20 protein-coding genes are annotated in these 17536 nt (G+C 63.1%); 6 read left to right on the top strand and 14 right to left on the bottom strand.

Annotated elements, in window-relative coordinates; translation table 11 throughout:
- Positions 1–52: 52 nt before the first annotated feature.
- Complete coding sequence (locus ACOOEX_RS07810; RefSeq protein ID WP_420397880.1) at positions 53–1219, bottom strand: iron-containing alcohol dehydrogenase; 1167 nt, start codon at positions 1217–1219, stop codon at positions 53–55.
- A gap of 211 nt (positions 1220–1430) precedes the next feature.
- On the opposite strand from ACOOEX_RS07810, the gene ACOOEX_RS07815 reads away from it, so the two are divergent.
- Positions 1431–1667: a hypothetical protein gene (locus ACOOEX_RS07815; protein ID WP_420397881.1), complete on the top strand. Its 237-nt coding sequence runs from the start codon at positions 1431–1433 to the stop codon at positions 1665–1667.
- Positions 1660–1962 (top strand): hypothetical protein, encoded by a 303-nt coding sequence (locus ACOOEX_RS07820; RefSeq protein ID WP_420397882.1) that lies wholly within the window; start codon positions 1660–1662, stop codon positions 1960–1962. Before ACOOEX_RS07815 ends, ACOOEX_RS07820 begins: the two co-directional genes overlap by 8 nt.
- A 5-nt stretch (positions 1963–1967) precedes the next feature.
- On the opposite strand, the gene ACOOEX_RS07825 is transcribed toward ACOOEX_RS07820, so the two are convergent.
- From ACOOEX_RS07825 to ACOOEX_RS07865, 9 genes are all read right to left on the bottom strand, one after another.
- Positions 1968–2585 (bottom strand): TetR/AcrR family transcriptional regulator, encoded by a 618-nt coding sequence (locus tag ACOOEX_RS07825; protein WP_420397883.1) that lies wholly within the window; start codon positions 2583–2585, stop codon positions 1968–1970.
- The gene (gene ppk2, locus ACOOEX_RS07830; protein ID WP_420397884.1) at positions 2578–3465 is read right to left on the bottom strand and encodes a polyphosphate kinase 2; all 888 of its coding nucleotides are present in this window, start codon (positions 3463–3465) and stop codon (positions 2578–2580) included. Before ppk2 ends, ACOOEX_RS07825 begins: the two co-directional genes overlap by 8 nt.
- Positions 3466–3518: 53 nt before the next feature.
- Positions 3519–4466 (bottom strand): alpha/beta fold hydrolase, encoded by a 948-nt coding sequence (locus ACOOEX_RS07835; protein WP_420397885.1) that lies wholly within the window; start codon positions 4464–4466, stop codon positions 3519–3521.
- A 3-nt stretch (positions 4467–4469) separates the two neighbouring features.
- Positions 4470–5414, bottom strand: coding sequence for a homoserine O-acetyltransferase MetA (gene metA, locus ACOOEX_RS07840; protein WP_420397886.1), 945 nt, complete (start codon positions 5412–5414; stop codon positions 4470–4472).
- Positions 5415–5458: 44 nt separating this feature from the next.
- Positions 5459–6322, bottom strand: coding sequence for an ATPase (locus ACOOEX_RS07845; RefSeq protein ID WP_420398349.1), 864 nt, complete (start codon positions 6320–6322; stop codon positions 5459–5461).
- A gap of 81 nt (positions 6323–6403) precedes the next feature.
- The gene (locus tag ACOOEX_RS07850) at positions 6404–7306 is read right to left on the bottom strand and encodes a DMT family transporter (protein ID WP_420397887.1); all 903 of its coding nucleotides are present in this window, start codon (positions 7304–7306) and stop codon (positions 6404–6406) included.
- A 112-nt stretch (positions 7307–7418) separates the two neighbouring features.
- Positions 7419–8702 carry a hypothetical protein gene (locus ACOOEX_RS07855; RefSeq protein WP_420397888.1) on the bottom strand — a complete coding sequence of 428 codons (1284 nt, stop codon included), beginning with the start codon at positions 8700–8702 and terminating at the stop codon, positions 7419–7421.
- A gap of 162 nt (positions 8703–8864) precedes the next feature.
- Positions 8865–9695, bottom strand: a complete 831-nt coding sequence (locus ACOOEX_RS07860) for a DMT family transporter (protein WP_420398350.1) — start codon at positions 9693–9695, stop codon at positions 8865–8867.
- 140 nt (positions 9696–9835) lie between these two features.
- Positions 9836–10117, bottom strand: coding sequence for a putative quinol monooxygenase (locus tag ACOOEX_RS07865; protein WP_420397889.1), 282 nt, complete (start codon positions 10115–10117; stop codon positions 9836–9838).
- Positions 10118–10281: 164 nt separating this feature from the next.
- Here ACOOEX_RS07865 and msrB point away from each other — a divergent pair, with 164 nt between their 5' ends.
- Positions 10282–10722, top strand: coding sequence for a peptide-methionine (R)-S-oxide reductase MsrB (gene msrB / locus ACOOEX_RS07870; RefSeq protein WP_071690395.1), 441 nt, complete (start codon positions 10282–10284; stop codon positions 10720–10722).
- A 215-nt stretch (positions 10723–10937) separates the two neighbouring features.
- Here msrB and guaA read toward each other — a convergent pair whose 3' ends face one another.
- Positions 10938–12509, bottom strand: a complete 1572-nt coding sequence (guaA, locus tag ACOOEX_RS07875; RefSeq protein WP_420397890.1) for a glutamine-hydrolyzing GMP synthase — start codon at positions 12507–12509, stop codon at positions 10938–10940.
- 151 nt (positions 12510–12660) lie between these two features.
- Between guaA and ACOOEX_RS07880 the strand changes: the two genes are divergently transcribed.
- Positions 12661–13365 carry an MgtC/SapB family protein gene (locus tag ACOOEX_RS07880; RefSeq protein WP_420397891.1) on the top strand — a complete coding sequence of 235 codons (705 nt, stop codon included), beginning with the start codon at positions 12661–12663 and terminating at the stop codon, positions 13363–13365.
- Here ACOOEX_RS07880 and ACOOEX_RS07885 read toward each other — a convergent pair.
- Together ACOOEX_RS07885 and ACOOEX_RS07890 are read right to left on the bottom strand one after the other, a co-directional pair.
- Entirely contained in the window at positions 13362–13898 is a 537-nt protein-coding gene (locus tag ACOOEX_RS07885; RefSeq protein WP_420397892.1) for an NUDIX hydrolase, read from the bottom strand. The genes ACOOEX_RS07880 and ACOOEX_RS07885 overlap by 4 nt on opposite strands.
- A gap of 52 nt (positions 13899–13950) precedes the next feature.
- On the bottom strand, positions 13951–14121 hold the full coding sequence (locus tag ACOOEX_RS07890) for a hypothetical protein (RefSeq protein WP_420397893.1): 171 nt from the start codon (positions 14119–14121) through the stop codon (positions 13951–13953).
- A 177-nt stretch (positions 14122–14298) separates the two neighbouring features.
- On the opposite strand from ACOOEX_RS07890, the gene ACOOEX_RS07895 reads away from it, so the two are divergent.
- Positions 14299–15846 (top strand): trimethylamine methyltransferase family protein, encoded by a 1548-nt coding sequence (locus ACOOEX_RS07895; RefSeq protein WP_420397894.1) that lies wholly within the window; start codon positions 14299–14301, stop codon positions 15844–15846.
- Positions 15847–15856: 10 nt separating this feature from the next.
- On the opposite strand, the gene ACOOEX_RS07900 is transcribed toward ACOOEX_RS07895, so the two are convergent.
- The gene (locus ACOOEX_RS07900; RefSeq protein WP_127561579.1) at positions 15857–16108 is read right to left on the bottom strand and encodes a DUF6477 family protein; all 252 of its coding nucleotides are present in this window, start codon (positions 16106–16108) and stop codon (positions 15857–15859) included.
- A 226-nt stretch (positions 16109–16334) separates the two neighbouring features.
- Here ACOOEX_RS07900 and ACOOEX_RS07905 point away from each other — a divergent pair, with 226 nt between their 5' ends.
- Positions 16335–17462 carry a DUF6456 domain-containing protein gene (locus tag ACOOEX_RS07905; protein ID WP_420397895.1) on the top strand — a complete coding sequence of 376 codons (1128 nt, stop codon included), beginning with the start codon at positions 16335–16337 and terminating at the stop codon, positions 17460–17462.
- The last annotated feature ends 74 nt before the right edge of the window (positions 17463–17536 follow it).

A 17536-nucleotide genomic window follows, 5' to 3' on the forward strand; every position in this document is an offset into this window, starting at 1 on the left:
CGCCTTAAAAGCATTCGGAAGGCCAGCGGGCAGGCGCCTTGCTGGCCTATTCTTATCGGCCTTTGGTCACGGCCTCCTCGATTACCGGCACGATATCCTCCACGGTCAGCGCCCTTGGGTTGGTTCCGGCGGCGCTGTCCTGAATGGCCTTGGCGGCGATGCGCGGGGCGCAGTCGGCGGGGACGCCGATATCGGCCAGCGTTTTTGGAATACCGATCTGGTCGAGAAGCCCACAGATATGGGCGTGGAAGGCGTCAAAACCGGTGTCCTTCAGCCCCATGGCCTGCGCCATGACCGGCACTTTGTCGGCAATATCGGGCGCGTTAAAGCGCAGAACGGCGGGCAGCAGGACCGCGTTGGTCAGCCCGTGTTGCGTGTCATATTCCGCCCCCACCATATGCGAAATAGCATGAACCAGCCCGAGCCCTTTCATAAAGGCGACACCGGCCAGACAAGACCCGGCCAGCATCCCCCCTCGCGCCTCCAGATTGCCGGGCTCCGCCACCGCAACCGGCAGCCAGTGCGCGACCAGCCGCAGCCCTTCCAGCGCCAACCCGTCACAAAGCGGGTGGAAGCCCGGCACTGAGTAGGCCTCGATCGCATGCACCATCGCATCGGCCCCGGTCCAGGCGGTCAGACTCGGCGGCAGGCCAAGCGTGATCTCGGGGTCCAGCAGGGCCAGCGCGGGTTTCAGGTCGGCGTGCCAGACGCACCATTTCATGCCCTTCACCGTATCGGTGATCATTGCGGTGCTTTCCGTCTCCGCCCCGGTCCCGGCGGTGGTCGGGATGGTGATCAGCGGCGGGAAGCGGGCGTGGGCGGACATATCAGGCGGACTCTGTTCGAACTCGAAGGCCCAGAGGTCGATGTCATTCGTGGCCGTCAGCGCAATGGCCTTGCCGCCATCCATGCCGCTGCCGCCGCCAATGGCGATGATCCCGTCATGACCGCCCTCACGGTACAGTGTCTTGCCACCCGCGATCTCGTCATCACGCGGGTTGGGCGAAATCTCGGAATAAAGCGCAGCGTGCAGGCCGCCTTCGGACAGGAAGCGCATGAGGTCCGCCAAAAAGGGCAGCCCGGCGCTGCCCCGGTCGGTCACCACAAGGGGCCGCGCCATGCCCGCATCCCGGCACATGCCCGCGATCTCCTTCAGCCGGCCTGGACCATAGGCAATGGGGACGGGAAAGCTCCAATCCTGCGGGTCGAGTAGGCTCATAGCGGCGCTCCTGTACTGACGTCAGGCGCCACCATCATGGGCGGCGGCAGGGGCGTCAAGGCCGCGCGGTCACTGATCTGGGTCGATCAGCCCGAGACCCCGCAGGTAGATGCCGATCCCAGAAGTTCAGATCGGGACAACAAGGGTCGGTTATTGTTTTCTTCATCACCTTCTGGAAGGGTAAACTGAACATGGCATTGAAGGTGATTCCTTGAGCACAGAAGTCCAAGAATTATCAAAAAAAGTCGCGATGCTCGAGAAACAAATCGAGGTTCTGGCCACGCTTGTGAGCGTGCTAGCAAAGCGTGACAACGTTGCTCTAATGGTTGCTTTAAAGGCCACAGCGCACAAGCCAGATGAAGCAAATGAACAACTGGCGATCCTTCAATCTACCGAGAATGACATTGAGAGAATAGTGCAGGGCTGGTTGGAGAACGTCGATGAGTGATGACAAAGTTGTTCCAATTACGACCAGTCCCGCAGATATTGAACGCGTACTTCAACGCTTGAAATCTGGCGGAGGAGACGGCACATCTGATGGTATGGAACCGCGCGTAGCAAAACTTGAAGCCAAAGCAGAGGGCATTGAAAAACGCCTTGATGACATCAAGGGCGACCTTGCGCGGATTGAGACCAAACTGTTGTCTAAGTGGGACGTTGCTCAGGTTGTATTCTATGTAATGGGCATAGTGATGGCAGCGGTGATTTTTGGACCGCGTATTTCTTCTCTTCTAGGCCCTTAATCAATCTACGCGTCCGGCTCGATCAGCCCGAGACCCCGCAGGTAGATGCCGATCCCGGCTTCCAGCAATTCCTCTGGAGGAAACGGTGCGTTTCCGCCGGGCTTGCCGCGCGCGAAGAGCTCCACCACCCCGTGGCTCATCGCCCAGATATGGGCGGAGAACATGCTGGCGGGGGGGCGTTTTTCCGGCGGGATGTGCTGTGACAGCGCTTCGGCGGCCTTTTCAAGGATCGCGCGGGACCGTGCGGCGGCGTTGGCAAGGCCTGGGGTGGCATTCATCGGAATGCCACTTTCGAACATGGCCATGTAGTGGCCGGGATACTTGCGCGCGAAGGCCAGATAGGCGCGTCCCGTGGCCTCGAACGCCGCCAGGGCAGAAGGGCCACCGGTCTCGAACGCATAGTCCATCAGGTCGGCGAAAATCTCGTGCCCCTGCCGCGCCCCTTCGGCAATCAGCGCCTCGCGCCCTTCGAAATGGCGGTAGACGGCGGCGGGCGTGACGCCAGCGGTCTTGGCAGCCTCGGACAGGGTAAACCCCGTCGGGCCTTTCTGTTCGATCAGCACAAGGGCTGCATCGACCAGAGCCTGGCGCAGATTGCCGTGATGGTAGCCGCGTTTACCCATGCGATGCGCGATCCGCCCACATCTCGGGCCCGCCGCAGATGGCCGGGTCGGGTTCGCCCACGAGGTCATGATCCTTGCGGTCATAGTCGAGGCCAGAGAGGATCTTGCGAATGACCGCCAGCCGCGCGCGGCGCTTGTCGTCGGACCGGATGACCGTCCAGGGCGCGGCCTCGGAATGCCCGCGTTCCAGCGTTTCGCTGATGGCGGCGCTATAGGCGTCCCATTTCTTCAGCCCCTCCACGTCGATCCAGCTCAGCTTCCATTGCTTCAGCGGGTCGCTTTCCCGGTCGAGGAAACGGCGCAGCTGTTCGGCCCGGCCGACATTGAGCCAAATCTTCACCAGATGGATGCCTTCGCGCACCAGCATGTCCTCGAATTCCGGCAACTGGCCAAAGAAATTCTGCCGCTGCGTGGGGGTGCAGAAGCCGAAGACATGCTCCACCACGCCGCGATTGTACCAGCTGCGGTCGAAGAGCCGGATTTCACCACCTGCGGGCAAATGCTGGATATAGCGCTGAAAATACCATTGCGTCGCTTCGCGGTCCGTCGGTTTCGAGAGCGCCACGACCGAGGCGACGCGGGGGTTGAGGTTTTCCCGCACCCGTTTGATGCAACCGCCCTTGCCCGCCGCGTCGCGCCCCTCGAAGACCACGGCGACCCGCTTGCCGCTTTCCTTGACCCAGGCCTGGCATTTCACCAGTTCGATCTGCAAAGCTTCAAGCTGATCCTCATAGTCCCTCTTGTCCATCCTCTCGTCATAAGGAAAGGACGGGTCCAGCACGCTGTCTTTCTTTGCATCCTTGATGGCCTTGCGCACCGCGTCGGGGGCCTCGGATCTGTAGAACTGGCTGATGGCGCCATCGAAGGGCAGGTCGGTCATGGCTCGCCTTTTTGCTTGTGTCTGCTCTGGTTCAATATGGGCCGCGCGGGGGGCTAGTGCAATCCGGCGCGGGCCGCGGCGCGGTCGATGGCGGCGGCGACCTGATTGGGATGTGTGTGATGCGGCATATGGCTGGCGCTGTTTATCGCGGTCAGGTTGGCACCCGGAATGGCGCGGGACAACGGCTCTGCATGGATATGGTGGCCAACGGCGGTATCGCCGGTCGCGTGCAGGATTTCCGTGGGCACCGCGATCTGGCCATAGCGGGGTGCCTGCGCGGTGATCCAACGCAAAAGATGCCGTCTTTGCAACGCATTGGCCCGCATGGAGGCGCGGCGCAGCGTCAGGCGCGGGCCGAAATGGGCGGCGTATCCCGGCGGTGGAGCCTCGGGCGCGAAGATGGCGGCGATCTGGTCGTCAATCACCCTGTCGGGGGTAAAGGCCGTCAGGGCGGGGATCAGCAGATGGCGGCCCGGCCAACTGGACAGCATGCTGTAATAGGCCCCCAGTCCGGTCGTCCACGGGTGCGACACGGCAGAGACGGGCACAAGCGCCGCGATCTGGTCAGGGTGGTTCAGCGCCCAGGCCAGGGCCACCGCGCCACCAAGGCTCTGGCCCAACACGATGGGACGATCCGCCCCCAACATCCGCGCCGCCGCCGCCAGCACCGCCGCCTGCTGGTCGAGCGAGGCCCCGTTCGGCGTGATCGGGTCGGAATAGCCAAGCCCGGGCCGGTCGAAACTGATCACCCGGTAACGGTCCGCCAGAAGGGCATACATCCCGTAGGAGAAATCCCGCAGGTTGCCGGAAGATCCGTGGATCAGCACAAGGTCGGGCCCGCTGCCCATGGCGTGGGCATGGACCTGCACGCCATCCACGTCCAGAAGCTGCCCGACCGGGGGGTGACTGGCCTCGGCGCGTGCTTCCTGCACGCCCGCGCGCCAGTGGGTCAGCCCCGCCAGAGCCCCGGCAGCGGCCAGAGAGGTCGCGGCAAGGGCCATGGGTCAGCCCCTCAGGTCGGTGCGGTCCAGGCCGATCCGCGACAGGTCGAACGGTGTTGTCTCGTAGATTTCGGAAATCCAGTTGCCGTAAAGCAGATGCGCATGGCTGCGCCAGCGGTTCTGCGGCGGTTTGGACGGGTCGTCATCGGGGTAGTAGTTCACCGGCACATTAATCGGCGTGCCCTCGGCCACATCCCGATCATATTCCTGTTTCAGCGTGTTCGAGTCATATTCGAAATGGTTGAACACATAGAGCGCCCGATGCGCGGGATCTTCTACAAGAGCGGGGCCGACCTCGTCCGAATGCAGCAGCACTTTCAGCCCCGGCACCGCCTCGATTTCATCGCGCCGCATCTCCGTCCAGCGGCTGACCGGCATCACCAGATCGTCAGAAAATCCCCTGAGAAGAGGAGTTTCCGGGGCGAGGTTCATGTGCCGGAAACAGCCGAACGCCTTGTGGTCGAGGATGTGTTTCTTCACCCCGTGGAAATGATTGATCATCGCCATGCCGCCCCAGCACACGCCGAAGGTGGCGTGCACATGGGTCTGGGTCCAGTCGAAAATGCGGCCAAGTTCCTGCCAATAGGTGACCTTGTCGAAGTCGAGATGCTCAATCGGCGCACCGGTGATGATCAGCCCGTCGAACTTCTCGCCCGTCGCCTCCACTTCGGTGAAGGGGCGGTAGAACTCCTCCATATGGGCAGCGGCGGTGTTCTTGGCCTGATGCTCGCTCATGCGGATAAGGCTGAACTCGATCTGCAGGGGCGTCGCGCCGATCAGACGGGCGAACTGGTTTTCCGTCTGGATCTTCTTGGGCATGAGGTTCAGAAGCCCGATCCGCAAGGGCCGGATATCCTGACGCGCCGCCGCATCCTCGTCCATGACCATGACGCCCTCGTGCGAGAGCACGTCATAGGCGGGCAGGGTCGAGGGCAGTTTGATGGGCATCGGACGGCTCCGGTTTGCGCGGTGAAAGGGTGGATTTAGGGGGGTTAGCGGCGGCTCTCAAGGGCGGTGCCGACCAGATCTGTCACATCCTTGGCATCGCGCACGGTGGCCACGTCGCTGGCCTGCACGGTCAGGCCCCAGTTGCGGGCCATCCCGGCATAGAGCGGCACCCGGTGACGAATGGCACGGGCATAGGCGAAGCGGATGAAATCATCGGGCACCACATCGGCGGCATTCACCCCGCGTTCGCGTTTGAAGTCGTCCCATAGCTGCCGCATGATCCGGGGCTGGTAGTACATCGGCTTCGGCGCACGGTCGAAGCGGCGGATGAGCTCGTCTGTATGATCCTCGCTGCCCTCGATCCAGACCATCAGCGTATGGGCGCTGAGCGTCTTCAACACCTCGTCGCGGGGATTGTCCGGCTCCACCACCTCGCAGATCGATCCGCCGGTGTCACAGACGAAATTCGAATAGCCATAAAGGTCATGGGCGCGGCGGATGAAATGCGGCGTGTCGAGCAGCGCGTTGACCTCGGCCCGGCGGTGCAGATCCTGCCGGCGCATGTATTCGGTAAAGCTCAGGCCCCCCAGATCCGGGTTGCCCGGCTTGCCCAGATAGGTCGAGAGCGGCGCGAGATTATCGAAGGTGATGTTCGAGCCGATATAGATCGAATCCGATTTCAGCAGCTCCGCCAGAAACGGAACCTGCATCGCCTGTTGCTTGAGGTTGTCCGAGATATGCTCGCCCATATAGGCGGTGCCGATGCGGTAATCGACGGAATAGTGAAACCAGTGCCCCTCGGCGCGCAGCAGGTTCGCCAGATGCGTTTTGCCAAGCCCGGACATGCCAAAGAACAGCACCCGCTTGTCGGGGGCCGCGTGCCAGTCGCGGGCGGTCTTGTAGATCAGGCTCATGGCGTGTTGCCTTGTCATGGGTCGCTCGGGTCCGCATTCGATACCGCGCAAGGCCCGGTGCGTCCATGCGGAATTTCAGCGCTTTAGCGCCCGCCAGAGCCGTCCGTCCAGGATCAGTAGCCCAAGCGCCAGCAGCGCGAAGCCCGCGAAAGCCGTGGGGGCCAGCCGCTCGTCCAGCACCAATGCGCCAAGGATGATGGCCACGGGCGGGATCATCAACGTCACCAGCATCGCGTTGGCGCTGCCTGCCGCCTGCACGATCCGGTAGTAGAGCAGATAGGCCAGTGCCGTGCCGATCACCGCGAAATAGCCAATGGCGGCAAAGGTTTGCGGGTGAGCGGGCAGGGTGGGGGTGCCCTCCAGCCAAAGGGCCAGGGGCAGCATGATCAGGCTCGATCCGGTCAGCATGCCGGCGGCGGCGACCTGTGGCTTCAGCTGCGACAGCCACGCCCGCGCCCATGCCGAGGCCAAAGCGTAGGACAGCGTCCCCGCCAGAACGGCCAGTTGCGCCAGCGACCGGATGTCGAAGTTGCGCAGCGCGTCGAGGCCAATGGCGACAGAGACCCCGGCGAATGCCACAGAAACGCCGATCACCCGGCGCGGGGTCATCCGTTCATCCGTGAAACAGGCGGCAGCGACGGGCACGGCAAAGACGGCGGTGGCGGCGTTGAAGATCGAGGTCAGCCCGGTCTCGATATGCAACTGCCCCCAGGCCATCAGGGAAAAGGGGATGACGTTGTTCAGCAGCCCCATGACCAGGAAAGCGCCCCAAACGCGCGGATCGGTCGGGAGATCCAAGCGGCGCAGAGCGACATACCCCCATAGGATCAGCATGGCCCAGACCACCCGATGCGCGACAAGTGTGAACACGCCGATTTCATCCAGCGCCACGCGGATCGACAGAAAGGACGCCCCCCAGATCAGGCTGAGGAGCAACAGGTCGGCCCAGGCCCGGGCGGGGATACGGTCGGTTGTCATGGGGTTTGTCTAGGACGCTTCATTGCGCCACACGACCCGGAACCTGCGCAAAGAGAAACCCCGAACGCGCGGGCTCGGGGTTTTTCTTTGATTGTTTACTTCTGCGGTGATCCTAGAAGGTGAACTCGGTTCTCAATCCAATTCCAAGAGCAGTGCTGTCAGAGAAGCTGGCAACCGGCTGACCACCGACCCCGGCATTCGCGTCGCCGAGCCAAGTGTAGTTAATGCCGCCCGAGATGCTCATGTTACCCGATGTGTAGCGTCCCCCGAGGGTGATCCCAAACTGTCCGTCCGTCGGCCCAAGAGGAGAAACCGGGCTTCCATCCCCTTCGGGTTCGTAGGTCAGCGTTAGAGAGCCTGCGAAGTTCTCGTTGAACCGACGGGCAATGCCGAGAGAGTAGCGGAAACTGTCATCGAGATTGACCAGGTCGGACCCCAGAAGCGTCGGGATCACGTCAACTTCAGAGAAGTCCGTCCAGCGGAACCCTGCAGTCAGCAGCGTGTTCTCGGCAATCCCGGTCTGGAAGTCGATATTCAGCGATTGGGGTGTGACGTAATCGACAGTGCTGGCAAAAGAAGTGCCAAACATCGATTCCATGGTCGATGAGCTGTGTTCGGTTTCGAAACGATAGGTCACCGCCAGACGAAGGGCGATATCGGGAATTTCGTAGGCAGCCCCAACGAGATACCCGACCGAATAGTCCGTTTCCATGCTGAAATTGTAGCCACCGTTAGCGGCGAAAACGCCCGCCTGGGCGCCGACCTGACCACCGAGCGTTGCGGTTGTACCAGCACCATAGGTGGTGTCGATCGCGGTTGCCGCCGCGGCGCTGCCCTGTATGGCAGCGCCAAGCGTGGCGGCTGACAGAGCCGGTGTGCCGCCGGGAAGGCCCGCGTTGAACGCGCGAGTAACCGCAGAGGTGGAAATGGCATTCCGGTAGGAGATGCCGTTCAGGGCCACATCAGCACCAACCCCTTCGTAGCTGATCCCACCGTACACCGAGAAACGCGGGCTGACCGAATAGCGAAGAACGAACGTCGCCGCCTGACTGGTCAGATCCGCCATTGTGCCCCCAAGATTGGTGGTCAATGGATCGGTGCCGTAGGTAATGTTGGCCCCATAGGGTTGGTCAATGATCACGGCATAAGACAGGCTGTCAGAGATCCGGTTCGTGTAGCTCAAGCCGAACTGAGTATAGCTGTCCCCAACGTCGTAATTTGCGCCAGTTGAGTCGGTGCCAGTGACATTTGGCGTGACCACGCCGAAGGACAACGTTGTGGTTCCGTCTTCGGCAAAGAGTGCGCTGATCGGCTGGCCCGAGCGGTCGAGGCCCCCTGCGGATGCGATTGCGGTGCTCGCAAGCAGTGCCGCTCCTGCGAGAGTGATCTTTTTCATGTTGTCCCTCCAAGACCGATTACGGTCATCCCTTGTACTGCGGACACTTCGCCAAAACTGGTGTTCAGGGTCAATTCTTCCCTGACGTAAGGGGCCGATACGGGGGGCTGTGGACAGATTTGGAGGGGCGGTTGTGACGGATTTGCTACAGCTGACCTAAGGTCAGGTCCGTCGGGACTCTGTTGCGACGTTGACATAATTGGCCCCGAAGATCAGCGCCGCCCCAAGGAAAACCGGCCATGTCAGCGGTTCGTCATACAGCACCATGCCGATGATGGCGATGACTGGCAGGCGGGCGAAATCAATCGGCAGAACCACCGTTGCGGGGGCCAGCGTCATCGCGGTGGTGATGCAGAAATGCGCGGTCAGACCGCCCAGACCGATGACGATGATCCAGGGCAGACCTTCGGCCGTGGGCAGGGCGATATCGCCGTCGAACCCGGCGCAGACCAGCCCGAACAGAAGTTGCATCGTGGTCAGGTAGAACAGGATGCAGGTGACGCTGTGCTGGCGTGTCAACTGCTTGGTGAAGATGGCGGTCAGGGCAAAGCAGACAGCGGCGCCGGCGGCGGTGATCGTGCCGAGCGACAGCGGCGTGGCGCCCGGTTGCGCAACGATCAGAATGCCGATGAAGCCGCACAGCACGACGCCGAATTTCTTGAGCGTGAACCGTTCCCCAAGCAGGAACGGGGCCAGCAGGATCACCCAGAGCGGGCTGGTGAATTCAAGTGCAAAGACCTGCGCCAGCGGGATCAGCGTCAGGGATGCCAGCCACAGGTTCTGCCCCGCGAAATGGGCGATATTGCGCACGGCGTGACGCGGGAGATCGCGGGTTGTGACCTCGCCCAGTTTGCCGCGCAGCGTGGCCATCAGGACAACGATCACCACGCCGATGAGCGAGCGGTAGGTCATCATCTCGAATGTGTCGAGATCGCTGGACAGCGCCCGCCCGGCCACCGCCATGGCCGAGAAAGACACGATGGCCCCGATCATCCAGAGCGCGGCCAGCCCCGCCTGCGCGGGTTCGATCTCTTTTCGAATGGCGGTCAACGGGGCGATCCTGTCAGAAACTGCCCCGATCGGGGCGATGCGGCGACCAGACACCAGGCCCGCGCGCTTGGCAAGAGGGGGGCTCAGTCAGTCAGGCCGGTGACGCGGTAGTCCCGGGGGATACCGGCGCTGATCCGGGCCCAGTCAGAGGCTTGCGCGCGGGCCTGATGGGCGCGGAAGGCATCGGAATCGGTGAATGCTTCGGCGACATTGAAACGGCCGGCGATGGCGGGATCTTCGGTCACGTCGAAGCGGAGGCAGCCGGGTTCCGCGCGGGTCAGGCGGATATGGTCGACCAGCCCGGCGCGGATCTGCTCCAGCCGGTCCGCTGGCACCTCGATATGGCCCTTGAGGGTGACAGTCATCCGCGATCTCCTGAGTTGCCGAGAGGTTGGTAGCCCCGGCGATCCGGATAGGCCAGAGGAATTGTTGCAAATGCCCCTCGGTCTCGTGATCATGGCGGGTCTGGGCAAATAGCGCTGCCAGCCCCATATCCTGCGCTGCACGACTGAAACGGAGGGACCGCCCCATGAGCTATGCCAAGACCGACGACGCCCTTGCCCGGCTGACCCCGGAACAATACCGCGTCACACAGGAAAACGGCACGGAACGGCCGTTTTCAGGAGAGTATGACCAGCATTTCGAGCCGGGGCTTTATGTGGACGTGGTCTCGGGCGAGCCGCTTTTTGCCTCGTCGCAGAAATTCAACTCGGGCTGCGGCTGGCCGTCCTTTGCCAAGCCGGTGGAACATGCCCATGTGGTGGAACTGCGCGACACGACCCATGGCATGATCCGCACCGAGGTGCGCTCTGCCCATGGGGACAGCCATCTGGGGCATGTCTTCCCCGATGGCCCGCGCGAGATGGGGGGCTTGCGGTACTGCATCAACTCCGCCTCGTTGCGCTTTGTTCCGAAAGAGGAAATGGAGGCTGAGGGGTACGGGGCTTATCTGGATCAGGTCGAGGGCTGAGCGCCACGGGTTTCGCCGCCTTACGGCGTCGATCCGGGAGCGGCCCTCCTCAACCCCCGCTTTCGCGGGGGCCTCGTCGGTCCGCGTTGCCACGGGATATCGGGGAGGGTGGTGTGCCGAGCCCGCTGTCTGGGCGTGAGGCGGAGGCAGGATGCCTCCGGCGGAGGTATTTGGGCCAAGATGAAAGGGAAGCGCGCGTTAACCTTAACGGGGCGTTATTCCAACTCGATCGTGCCCGGCGGTTTCGAGGTGCAGTCGTAGAAGACGCGGTTCACGCCCTTCACCTCGTTGATGATCCGGGTCGATGTTTCCGACAGGAAATCGTGGCTGAACGGGTAGTAATCCGCCGTCATCCCGTCGACCGAGGTCACGGCGCGCAGCGCCAGCGCGTAGTCGTAGGTGCGCCCGTCGCCCATCACGCCCACGGTGCGCATCGGCAGGATCGCGGCGAAGGCCTGCCAGATCTCGTCATAGAGCCCGTGCTTGCGGATCTGGTCGATATAGACGGCATCCGCCTTGCGCAGGATCTCCAGCTTGTCGCGGGTGATCTCGCCGGGGCAGCGGATCGCCAGACCCGGCCCGGGGAAGGGGTGGCGGCCGATGAAGCTGGCGGGCAGGCCCAGTTCATGGCCAAGCGCGCGGACCTCGTCCTTGAAGAGCTCGCGCAGCGGTTCGACCAGTTTCAGGCCCATCTTCTCGGGCAGGCCGCCGACATTGTGGTGGGACTTGATGGTCACCGAAGGCCCACCGGAAAACGAAACCGATTCAATGACATCGGGGTAGAGCGTGCCTTGTGCGAGGAACTCTGCCCCTTCGATCTGGTCAGCGTATTTCTGGAACACGTCGATGAAGAGCCTGCCGATGGTCTTGCGCTTGGTCTCGGGGTCGGAGACGCCCTCCAGCGCGCCCAAAAAGAGCTCACTCTCATCCGCATGGATGAGGTTGAGGTTGTAATTGTCGCGGAACATCGCGACGACCTGTTCAGCCTCATTGAGACGCAAGAGGCCGTGATCGACGAAGACACAGGTCAGCTGGTCGCCGATCGCCTCGTGCAGCAGGATGCCGGTGACCGAGCTGTCGACGCCGCCGGAGAGCGCACAGATCACCTTCTTGTCGCCCACCTGTTCGCGGATCTTGGCGATCATCTCTTCGCGGTAGGCGCCCATGGTCCAGTCGCCGCTGAACCCGGCAAGCTTCACGAAGTTTTCATAGAGCGTCGCGCCGTTTGGGGTGTGGTGCACTTCGGGGTGGAACTGGACCGCGTAGAAATGGCGGCTGGTGTCGGCGGTGATGGCGAAGGGCGCGCCGGGCGAGGTGCCGTAGACCTGGAACCCGGGGGCAATCTCGGCCACGTGGTCGCCATGGCTCATCCAGACCTGTTCCTTGCCGGACCCGTCCATGAACCAGCCCGACAGCAGATCGACATGCGCGTCAGAAGGCGTGACATAGGCGCGGCCAAATTCGGCGGTGGCGTGTTCGCCCGCCTCAACCCGGCCGCCCAGATCATGCATCATCACCTGCTGGCCATAGCAGATGCCCAGGATCGGAACGCCCATTGTATAGGCCGATTGCGGCGGGCGCGGGCTGCCTTCGCGCATCACGCTGTCGGGGCCGCCGGAAAAGATGATGGCCTTGGGCGCGAACTCTGCCAGAAACGCGTCGGTGACGTTCTGGTAGGGGTGGATTTCGCAATAGACATTCAGCTCTCGCAGGCGGCGCGCAATCAGCTGCGTCACCTGGCTGCCGAAGTCGATGATCAGAAGGCGGTCATGAGAGGTGCTGGTCATGCGCCTGCCAATAGGCGCGGGCGGGGTTTAGTGCAAGCGCGTTTGTGGGGGCGGGCAGGGGCAAACCGGCCCCTTTCGCAAAGAAAGCGTTGCAATTGCGGGAAAGGCGGCGAAATATCCCGCCTCTTTTCGCGGAACCCATAGGCAGAGCATGGACAACATCGACACAATGACTGCACTAACGGCGGCGCTAAACATGGCGCTTGCGCTTGTTTTGGGGGCACTGATCGGGTCGGAACGGCAGGTGCGGCAACGTATGGCGGGACTGCGCACCAATGCGCTTGTGGCGCTCGGGGCTGCGGCCTTCGTGGTGTTTTCCTCGCAATTCGCCGATGAGCTCAGCCCCTCTCGCGTCGGTGCGCAAGTCGTGTCGGGCATCGGTTTTCTGGGGGCAGGCATCATCTTCCGCAACGGGTTCACCGTGCACGGGCTGAACACGGCGGCGACGCTTTGGTGTTCGGCGGCTGTCGGGTTGCTGGCAGGCGTCGGCGCGGTGCTGCACGCAGTCATTGCCACGGGGCTGGTGGTGTTCATCAATCTGGGGCTGCGCCCCCTGGTCAAATGGCTGAAGCGGCGGACGCGGGCAGGGATGCCACTGGTCACGGAAAGCCGGGTGACGCTGACCTGCGCCAAAGCGGATGAGACCGCCGCGCGGCGGTTGGTGCTGAAGGCGCTGATTCATGAGGCGGTGCAGGTCTCGGGACTGGAGACGGAGGTCGCGGATGATCGGGTCGAGCTGTCGCTCAACGTGTCGATTGCCGAATTGTCGGGGCTGAGCATCGAAACGCTGGTTTCACCCCTGATGCTTGACCCGATCGTGCAGGGGCTGAGCTGGGAGGCGCAGCCGGAGGCCTAGAGCAGATCGGCCAGACCTTCGGGGAAAAGCTGCATCCGGCCCGCGCGGGCCTTGTCCAGCGACACCCATTTCGCGGTTTGCTCCGGTCCGTCGCCCTCGCGGAAAGCCAGCTGGTCGGCCTCGTAGAGCGTGTCATTGGCGAAGCGGGCGGCGAGGACAAAGACGATTTCATGGCCCGCCACACCCTCGTGTTCAAAGAGGTTCTCCAGCACGCCGAGCGGGCGGATATCGGTGATCTCCTGCGCCGTTTCCTTTTGGATTTCCCTCGCCAGTGCCTCGGCGGCGCGTTCGCCGAACTCGATGGCCCCGCCAAGCGGGCGCCAGCCCTTGATGGTTCCGTCATCGCTGTGGACCGGGGCGCAGAGGATCTGCCCCTCCCGTTCGAAGATGCCGATGGCCAACGTGCGCACGCCCGCCACAGGCCGCCACGGGCGCGGGGCCTCGGCCACCGGCGGGCGGGGGCCTAGCGGATCGGCCCCATGGTCATGGCCGCAGCCGCAGGTGGGATCGTGACAGGCGTGATCTTGGGGCATTGGCGGTCTCCTTGCCCCAAGGGCTACAGCCCCCGCACGCGCCCGGCAAGGGTCAGGGGATCAGCGCGTTGATCAGGGTGACCCCGATGATCCAGATGGCCAGGGCCAGAACGATGGCGGTGGTCAGGGAATAGAACCCGCCCGGCACGCCCACCAGAAAGGCGACCACGCCAAGCCCGCCTATGAGGCCCATCAGGGGTGTTTTGCGACTCTTCCAATCCATGGCGGCACCTCCTCTGGACAGGGAGTCTGCCCAGAAACCGCTGCCTGCGCCTTGATATGGCCGAGACGCGCGGCCCGCATGTCGCTTTTTCCCCGCAATCGCCGCAAATCACACGCGGTTCAGGCGCGTCGCTTTGTATCACATCGGAAACTTCCCCCTTTGAGAGGACATGACGCGATGAGTGATGCAGCAACCGCCCGACGCCGGGGACGTGGTGGTGGCGGGGCCGCCCGCCGCGCCGAACGCAGCGCCGTCAGCATCGAGACCGCCAAATATATCGAGCGCAACATCCCGAATTTCGAGGTGCTGACCGAAGAGGCGCTGGAGATCATCGAGGCCAATGCCGAAACGGTGCTGGAAGAGATCGGCGTCAATTTCGTCGAGAACCCCGCCGCGCTGGACCGCTGGCGCGAGGCCGGGGCCGATGTGGATGGCGAACGTGTTCGGCTGCCCAAGGGGCTGGCCCGCAAGCTGTGTTCCACCGCGCCCTCGCAGTTCACGCAGCACGCCCGCAACCCCGAGCGCAATGTCGAGATCGGGGGCCGCAATCTGGTGCTTGCCCCGGTCTACGGCCCGCCCTTCGTGCAGGACATGAACGGTGGCCGGCGCTATGCGACGATGCAGGATTTCCAGGATTTCGTGAAACTGGGCTACATGTCCAAGTGGCTGCACCATTCCGGGGGCACTGTGTGCGAACCGACCGATATTCCGGTGAACAAGCGCCATCTGGATATGCTCTATGCCCATATGACGTTGTCGGACAAACCCTATATGGGGTCGGTGACGGAACCCTCGCGCGCGGTCGATTCCATCGAGATGTCGAAGATCCTGTTCGGCGATCAGTTCGTGCAGGACAACACGGTGATGACCTCGCTCATAAACATCAACTCGCCGCTGACCTTCGATTCGATCATGATGGGCGCGCTGGAGCATTACGCGGCCCATAATCAGGCGGCGATCATCTCTCCCTTCATCGTCGGCGGGGCCATGGCGCCGGTGTCGATTGCCGGGACGCTGACGCAGGTTCTGGCCGAGGTGCTGGCGGGCGTGGCCTATAGTCAGTTGATCCGCCCCGGTGCGCCGGTCATCTTCGGGGCATTCGTGACCTCGATCGACATGAATTCCGGCGCGCCCACCTTCGGCACGCCCGAGGCGTCGCATATCACCATGGGCGCGGGCCAGCTGGCGCGGCGTCTGGGGCTGCCATTCCGCTCTGCCGGGTCGTTCAACGGCTCGAAACTGCCCGATGCGCAGGCCGGTTACGAAACCGCGAACTCGCTGAACATGGGGCTTCTCGCGGGTGTGAACTTCATGCTGCATTCCTGTGGCTGGCTGGAAGGGGGCCTTGTGTCCAGCTTCGAGAAGTTCGTGATGGATGCCGACCAGCTTGGCGCGCTACATCATTTTGCCCGCGGCGTCAGCATCGACGAAAACGCCCAGGCCATGGATGCGATCCGCGAGGTGGGACCGGGTGGCCACTACCTCGGTTGCGCCCATACCCAGGCCAATTTCAAGACCAGTTTCTGGCGCTCGGACCTGCTGGACTACAAGCCGTTCGAGACCTGGGCCGATGAAGGCAGCCGGGACACGATGGCGCTGGCCAATGCGCGGGTGCGCAAGCTGCTGGCCGACTACCAGCAACCGATGCTGGACCCGGCCATCGACGAGGCATTGCGCGCCTTCGTGGCCAAGCGCAAGGAAGAGATGCCGGACGCATCCTACTGAGCCTGCGGGCCTAGATCGCCTGCGCGGTCTGGGCCACCAGCATCACGGCGATCAGCAGATCCACATGGCGGCGGGGCGAGTAATCGGCCTCGCCGTCCTTGCGTTTGCGGTCCATCTCCGATTCCTCCGACAAAAGCCGCGCCAGACCGGCGCGGGGCAGTGCGCGACCGCTGCGCAACAACGATCTTGCCCCGATGCTGGCGGCCTGCACCAGAAGGCGCGGGCGGGTCAGGGTGGAAAGGTCTTGGGGCATGTCGGTCATGTCTTGGCTCCTGACTTGGTCGGGTGAGTCGCCCTCAGCATGACCCGACCGGGCAGGGTGTTGCGTTGTCTCCGCGACCCCCGCGCGGTGTTCTACATTTGTTTACGATTTGGAAACAATTAGGGTCAAATTGTGGGGATTTTAACCAAACGGTAATCAATACTCCCAAAGGCTTGCGGGGCTTATCCACAGCAGGGGTGCCCGGAGGCCCGCGATGACAGGTGATGTGACAAACAGTTCAGGACAGGCCGTCTACCCCGGCTGGCTGCCCGAAAACGCACGCAATTACCTCGATCACGTGGGATGCGGCGCATCCTTGCGGGACATCGCGCGCCGGAAAGGATGCCACCCGTCCACGATCGGCCGCCGTGTGCGCGCGGTCGAGGCGCGGCGCGAAGACCCGCTGGTCGATGAGGCGCTGACCGCGCTCACCGCCTGCTGTGTTTCCAGTTCAGAAACAATTAACCAGTTCGAGGAGCAATTCCCAATGACAGCACCCCTGAGGCCACCCCTGGTTTCCGACGACACCACCGTCAACCGGGAAGCCCGCCGCATCCTGCGCAGGCTGTGTGAAAAAGAGGCCACCCTGGTGCTGGCGCAGGACATGGACAAGGCGATTGTCCTGCGCAAAGGCAGCGATGGCAGCCAGACCCGCACCGCCGTTCTGGACCGAAAGGTCGCCCATGCTTTCGCGCTGAAGGATTGGGTCCAGACCGCCAAACAGGGGCGGGTCAGCATCTACACGATCACCGAGGCGGGAAAGTCGGCGCTAAAGCGCCTGATCGAGGAAGACCGCAAGCGCCGTCGCGCGCCCATGGAAATGGCCGAGGCCGCCACGCCCTTCCTCGCGCAGCATCAGACCTGGGGCGAAAAGCCGGTAAAACAGGATGACGGCACGATCCGCAAGATGCGGATAAACCTGGCGGAATCGCCCCTGGCCATGCTGGCGCGGCGCAAGGGGGCGGATGGCAAACCCTTCCTGACAATGGATTTGGTGCAAGCGGGCGAAAAGCTGCGCGAGGATTTCGAGCGCGCCCAGATGGGGCCGCGCGTGGCCCAGAACTGGGACCGGTTCCTGACCGGCGGCGACCGGGGATCGGGCTTTTCCGATGGCGGCATCGGTGAAGGTCCGTGCGCGGCGCGTGACCGGGTGGCGCGGGCCGTGGACGACATGGGGCCGGGCCTTGCCGACGTGGTCATGCGGGTCTGCTGTTTCCTCGAAGGGCTGGAATCGGCGGAAAAGCGGCTCGGCTGGTCGGCGCGGTCGGGCAAGATTGTGCTGAAGATCGGGTTGCAACGTCTGCTGAAGCACTACAACGAGGTCTACGGGTTTGTTCCCGCCTCGCTCGATTGATGCTATTTCGGAAACGATTGGCGCGGGGGCCGTTTCCGAAACCTCTTCCTGACCTCCTCCGCCACCTTGCCGCC

This window comes from Nioella sp., from assembly GCF_965215655.1.
Lineage (GTDB): Bacteria > Pseudomonadota > Alphaproteobacteria > Rhodobacterales > Rhodobacteraceae > Nioella.

What these genes read in the sequence shown, in the direction of transcription:
- ACOOEX_RS07810 (WP_420397880.1), bottom strand. Translation starts at nt 1,219, where the DNA reads ATGAGCCTACTCGACCCGCAGGATTGGAGCTTTCCCGTCCCCATTGCC.
- ACOOEX_RS07820 (WP_420397882.1), top strand. Translation starts at nt 1,660, where the DNA reads ATGAGTGATGACAAAGTTGTTCCAATTACGACCAGTCCCGCAGATATT.
- ACOOEX_RS07825 (WP_420397883.1), bottom strand. Translation starts at nt 2,585, where the DNA reads ATGGGTAAACGCGGCTACCATCACGGCAATCTGCGCCAGGCTCTGGTC.
- ppk2 (WP_420397884.1), bottom strand. Translation starts at nt 3,465, where the DNA reads ATGACCGACCTGCCCTTCGATGGCGCCATCAGCCAGTTCTACAGATCC.
- ACOOEX_RS07835 (WP_420397885.1), bottom strand. Translation starts at nt 4,466, where the DNA reads ATGGCCCTTGCCGCGACCTCTCTGGCCGCTGCCGGGGCTCTGGCGGGG.
- metA (WP_420397886.1), bottom strand. Translation starts at nt 5,414, where the DNA reads ATGCCCATCAAACTGCCCTCGACCCTGCCCGCCTATGACGTGCTCTCG.
- ACOOEX_RS07850 (WP_420397887.1), bottom strand. Translation starts at nt 7,306, where the DNA reads ATGACAACCGACCGTATCCCCGCCCGGGCCTGGGCCGACCTGTTGCTC.
- ACOOEX_RS07855 (WP_420397888.1), bottom strand. Translation starts at nt 8,702, where the DNA reads ATGAAAAAGATCACTCTCGCAGGAGCGGCACTGCTTGCGAGCACCGCA.
- ACOOEX_RS07860 (WP_420398350.1), bottom strand. Translation starts at nt 9,695, where the DNA reads ATGATCGGGGCCATCGTGTCTTTCTCGGCCATGGCGGTGGCCGGGCGG.
- ACOOEX_RS07865 (WP_420397889.1), bottom strand. Translation starts at nt 10,117, where the DNA reads ATGACTGTCACCCTCAAGGGCCATATCGAGGTGCCAGCGGACCGGCTG.
- msrB (WP_071690395.1), top strand. Translation starts at nt 10,282, where the DNA reads ATGAGCTATGCCAAGACCGACGACGCCCTTGCCCGGCTGACCCCGGAA.
- guaA (WP_420397890.1), bottom strand. Translation starts at nt 12,509, where the DNA reads ATGACCAGCACCTCTCATGACCGCCTTCTGATCATCGACTTCGGCAGC.
- ACOOEX_RS07880 (WP_420397891.1), top strand. Translation starts at nt 12,661, where the DNA reads ATGGACAACATCGACACAATGACTGCACTAACGGCGGCGCTAAACATG.
- ACOOEX_RS07885 (WP_420397892.1), bottom strand. Translation starts at nt 13,898, where the DNA reads ATGCCCCAAGATCACGCCTGTCACGATCCCACCTGCGGCTGCGGCCAT.
- ACOOEX_RS07890 (WP_420397893.1), bottom strand. Translation starts at nt 14,121, where the DNA reads ATGGATTGGAAGAGTCGCAAAACACCCCTGATGGGCCTCATAGGCGGG.
- ACOOEX_RS07895 (WP_420397894.1), top strand. Translation starts at nt 14,299, where the DNA reads ATGAGTGATGCAGCAACCGCCCGACGCCGGGGACGTGGTGGTGGCGGG.
- ACOOEX_RS07900 (WP_127561579.1), bottom strand. Translation starts at nt 16,108, where the DNA reads ATGACCGACATGCCCCAAGACCTTTCCACCCTGACCCGCCCGCGCCTT.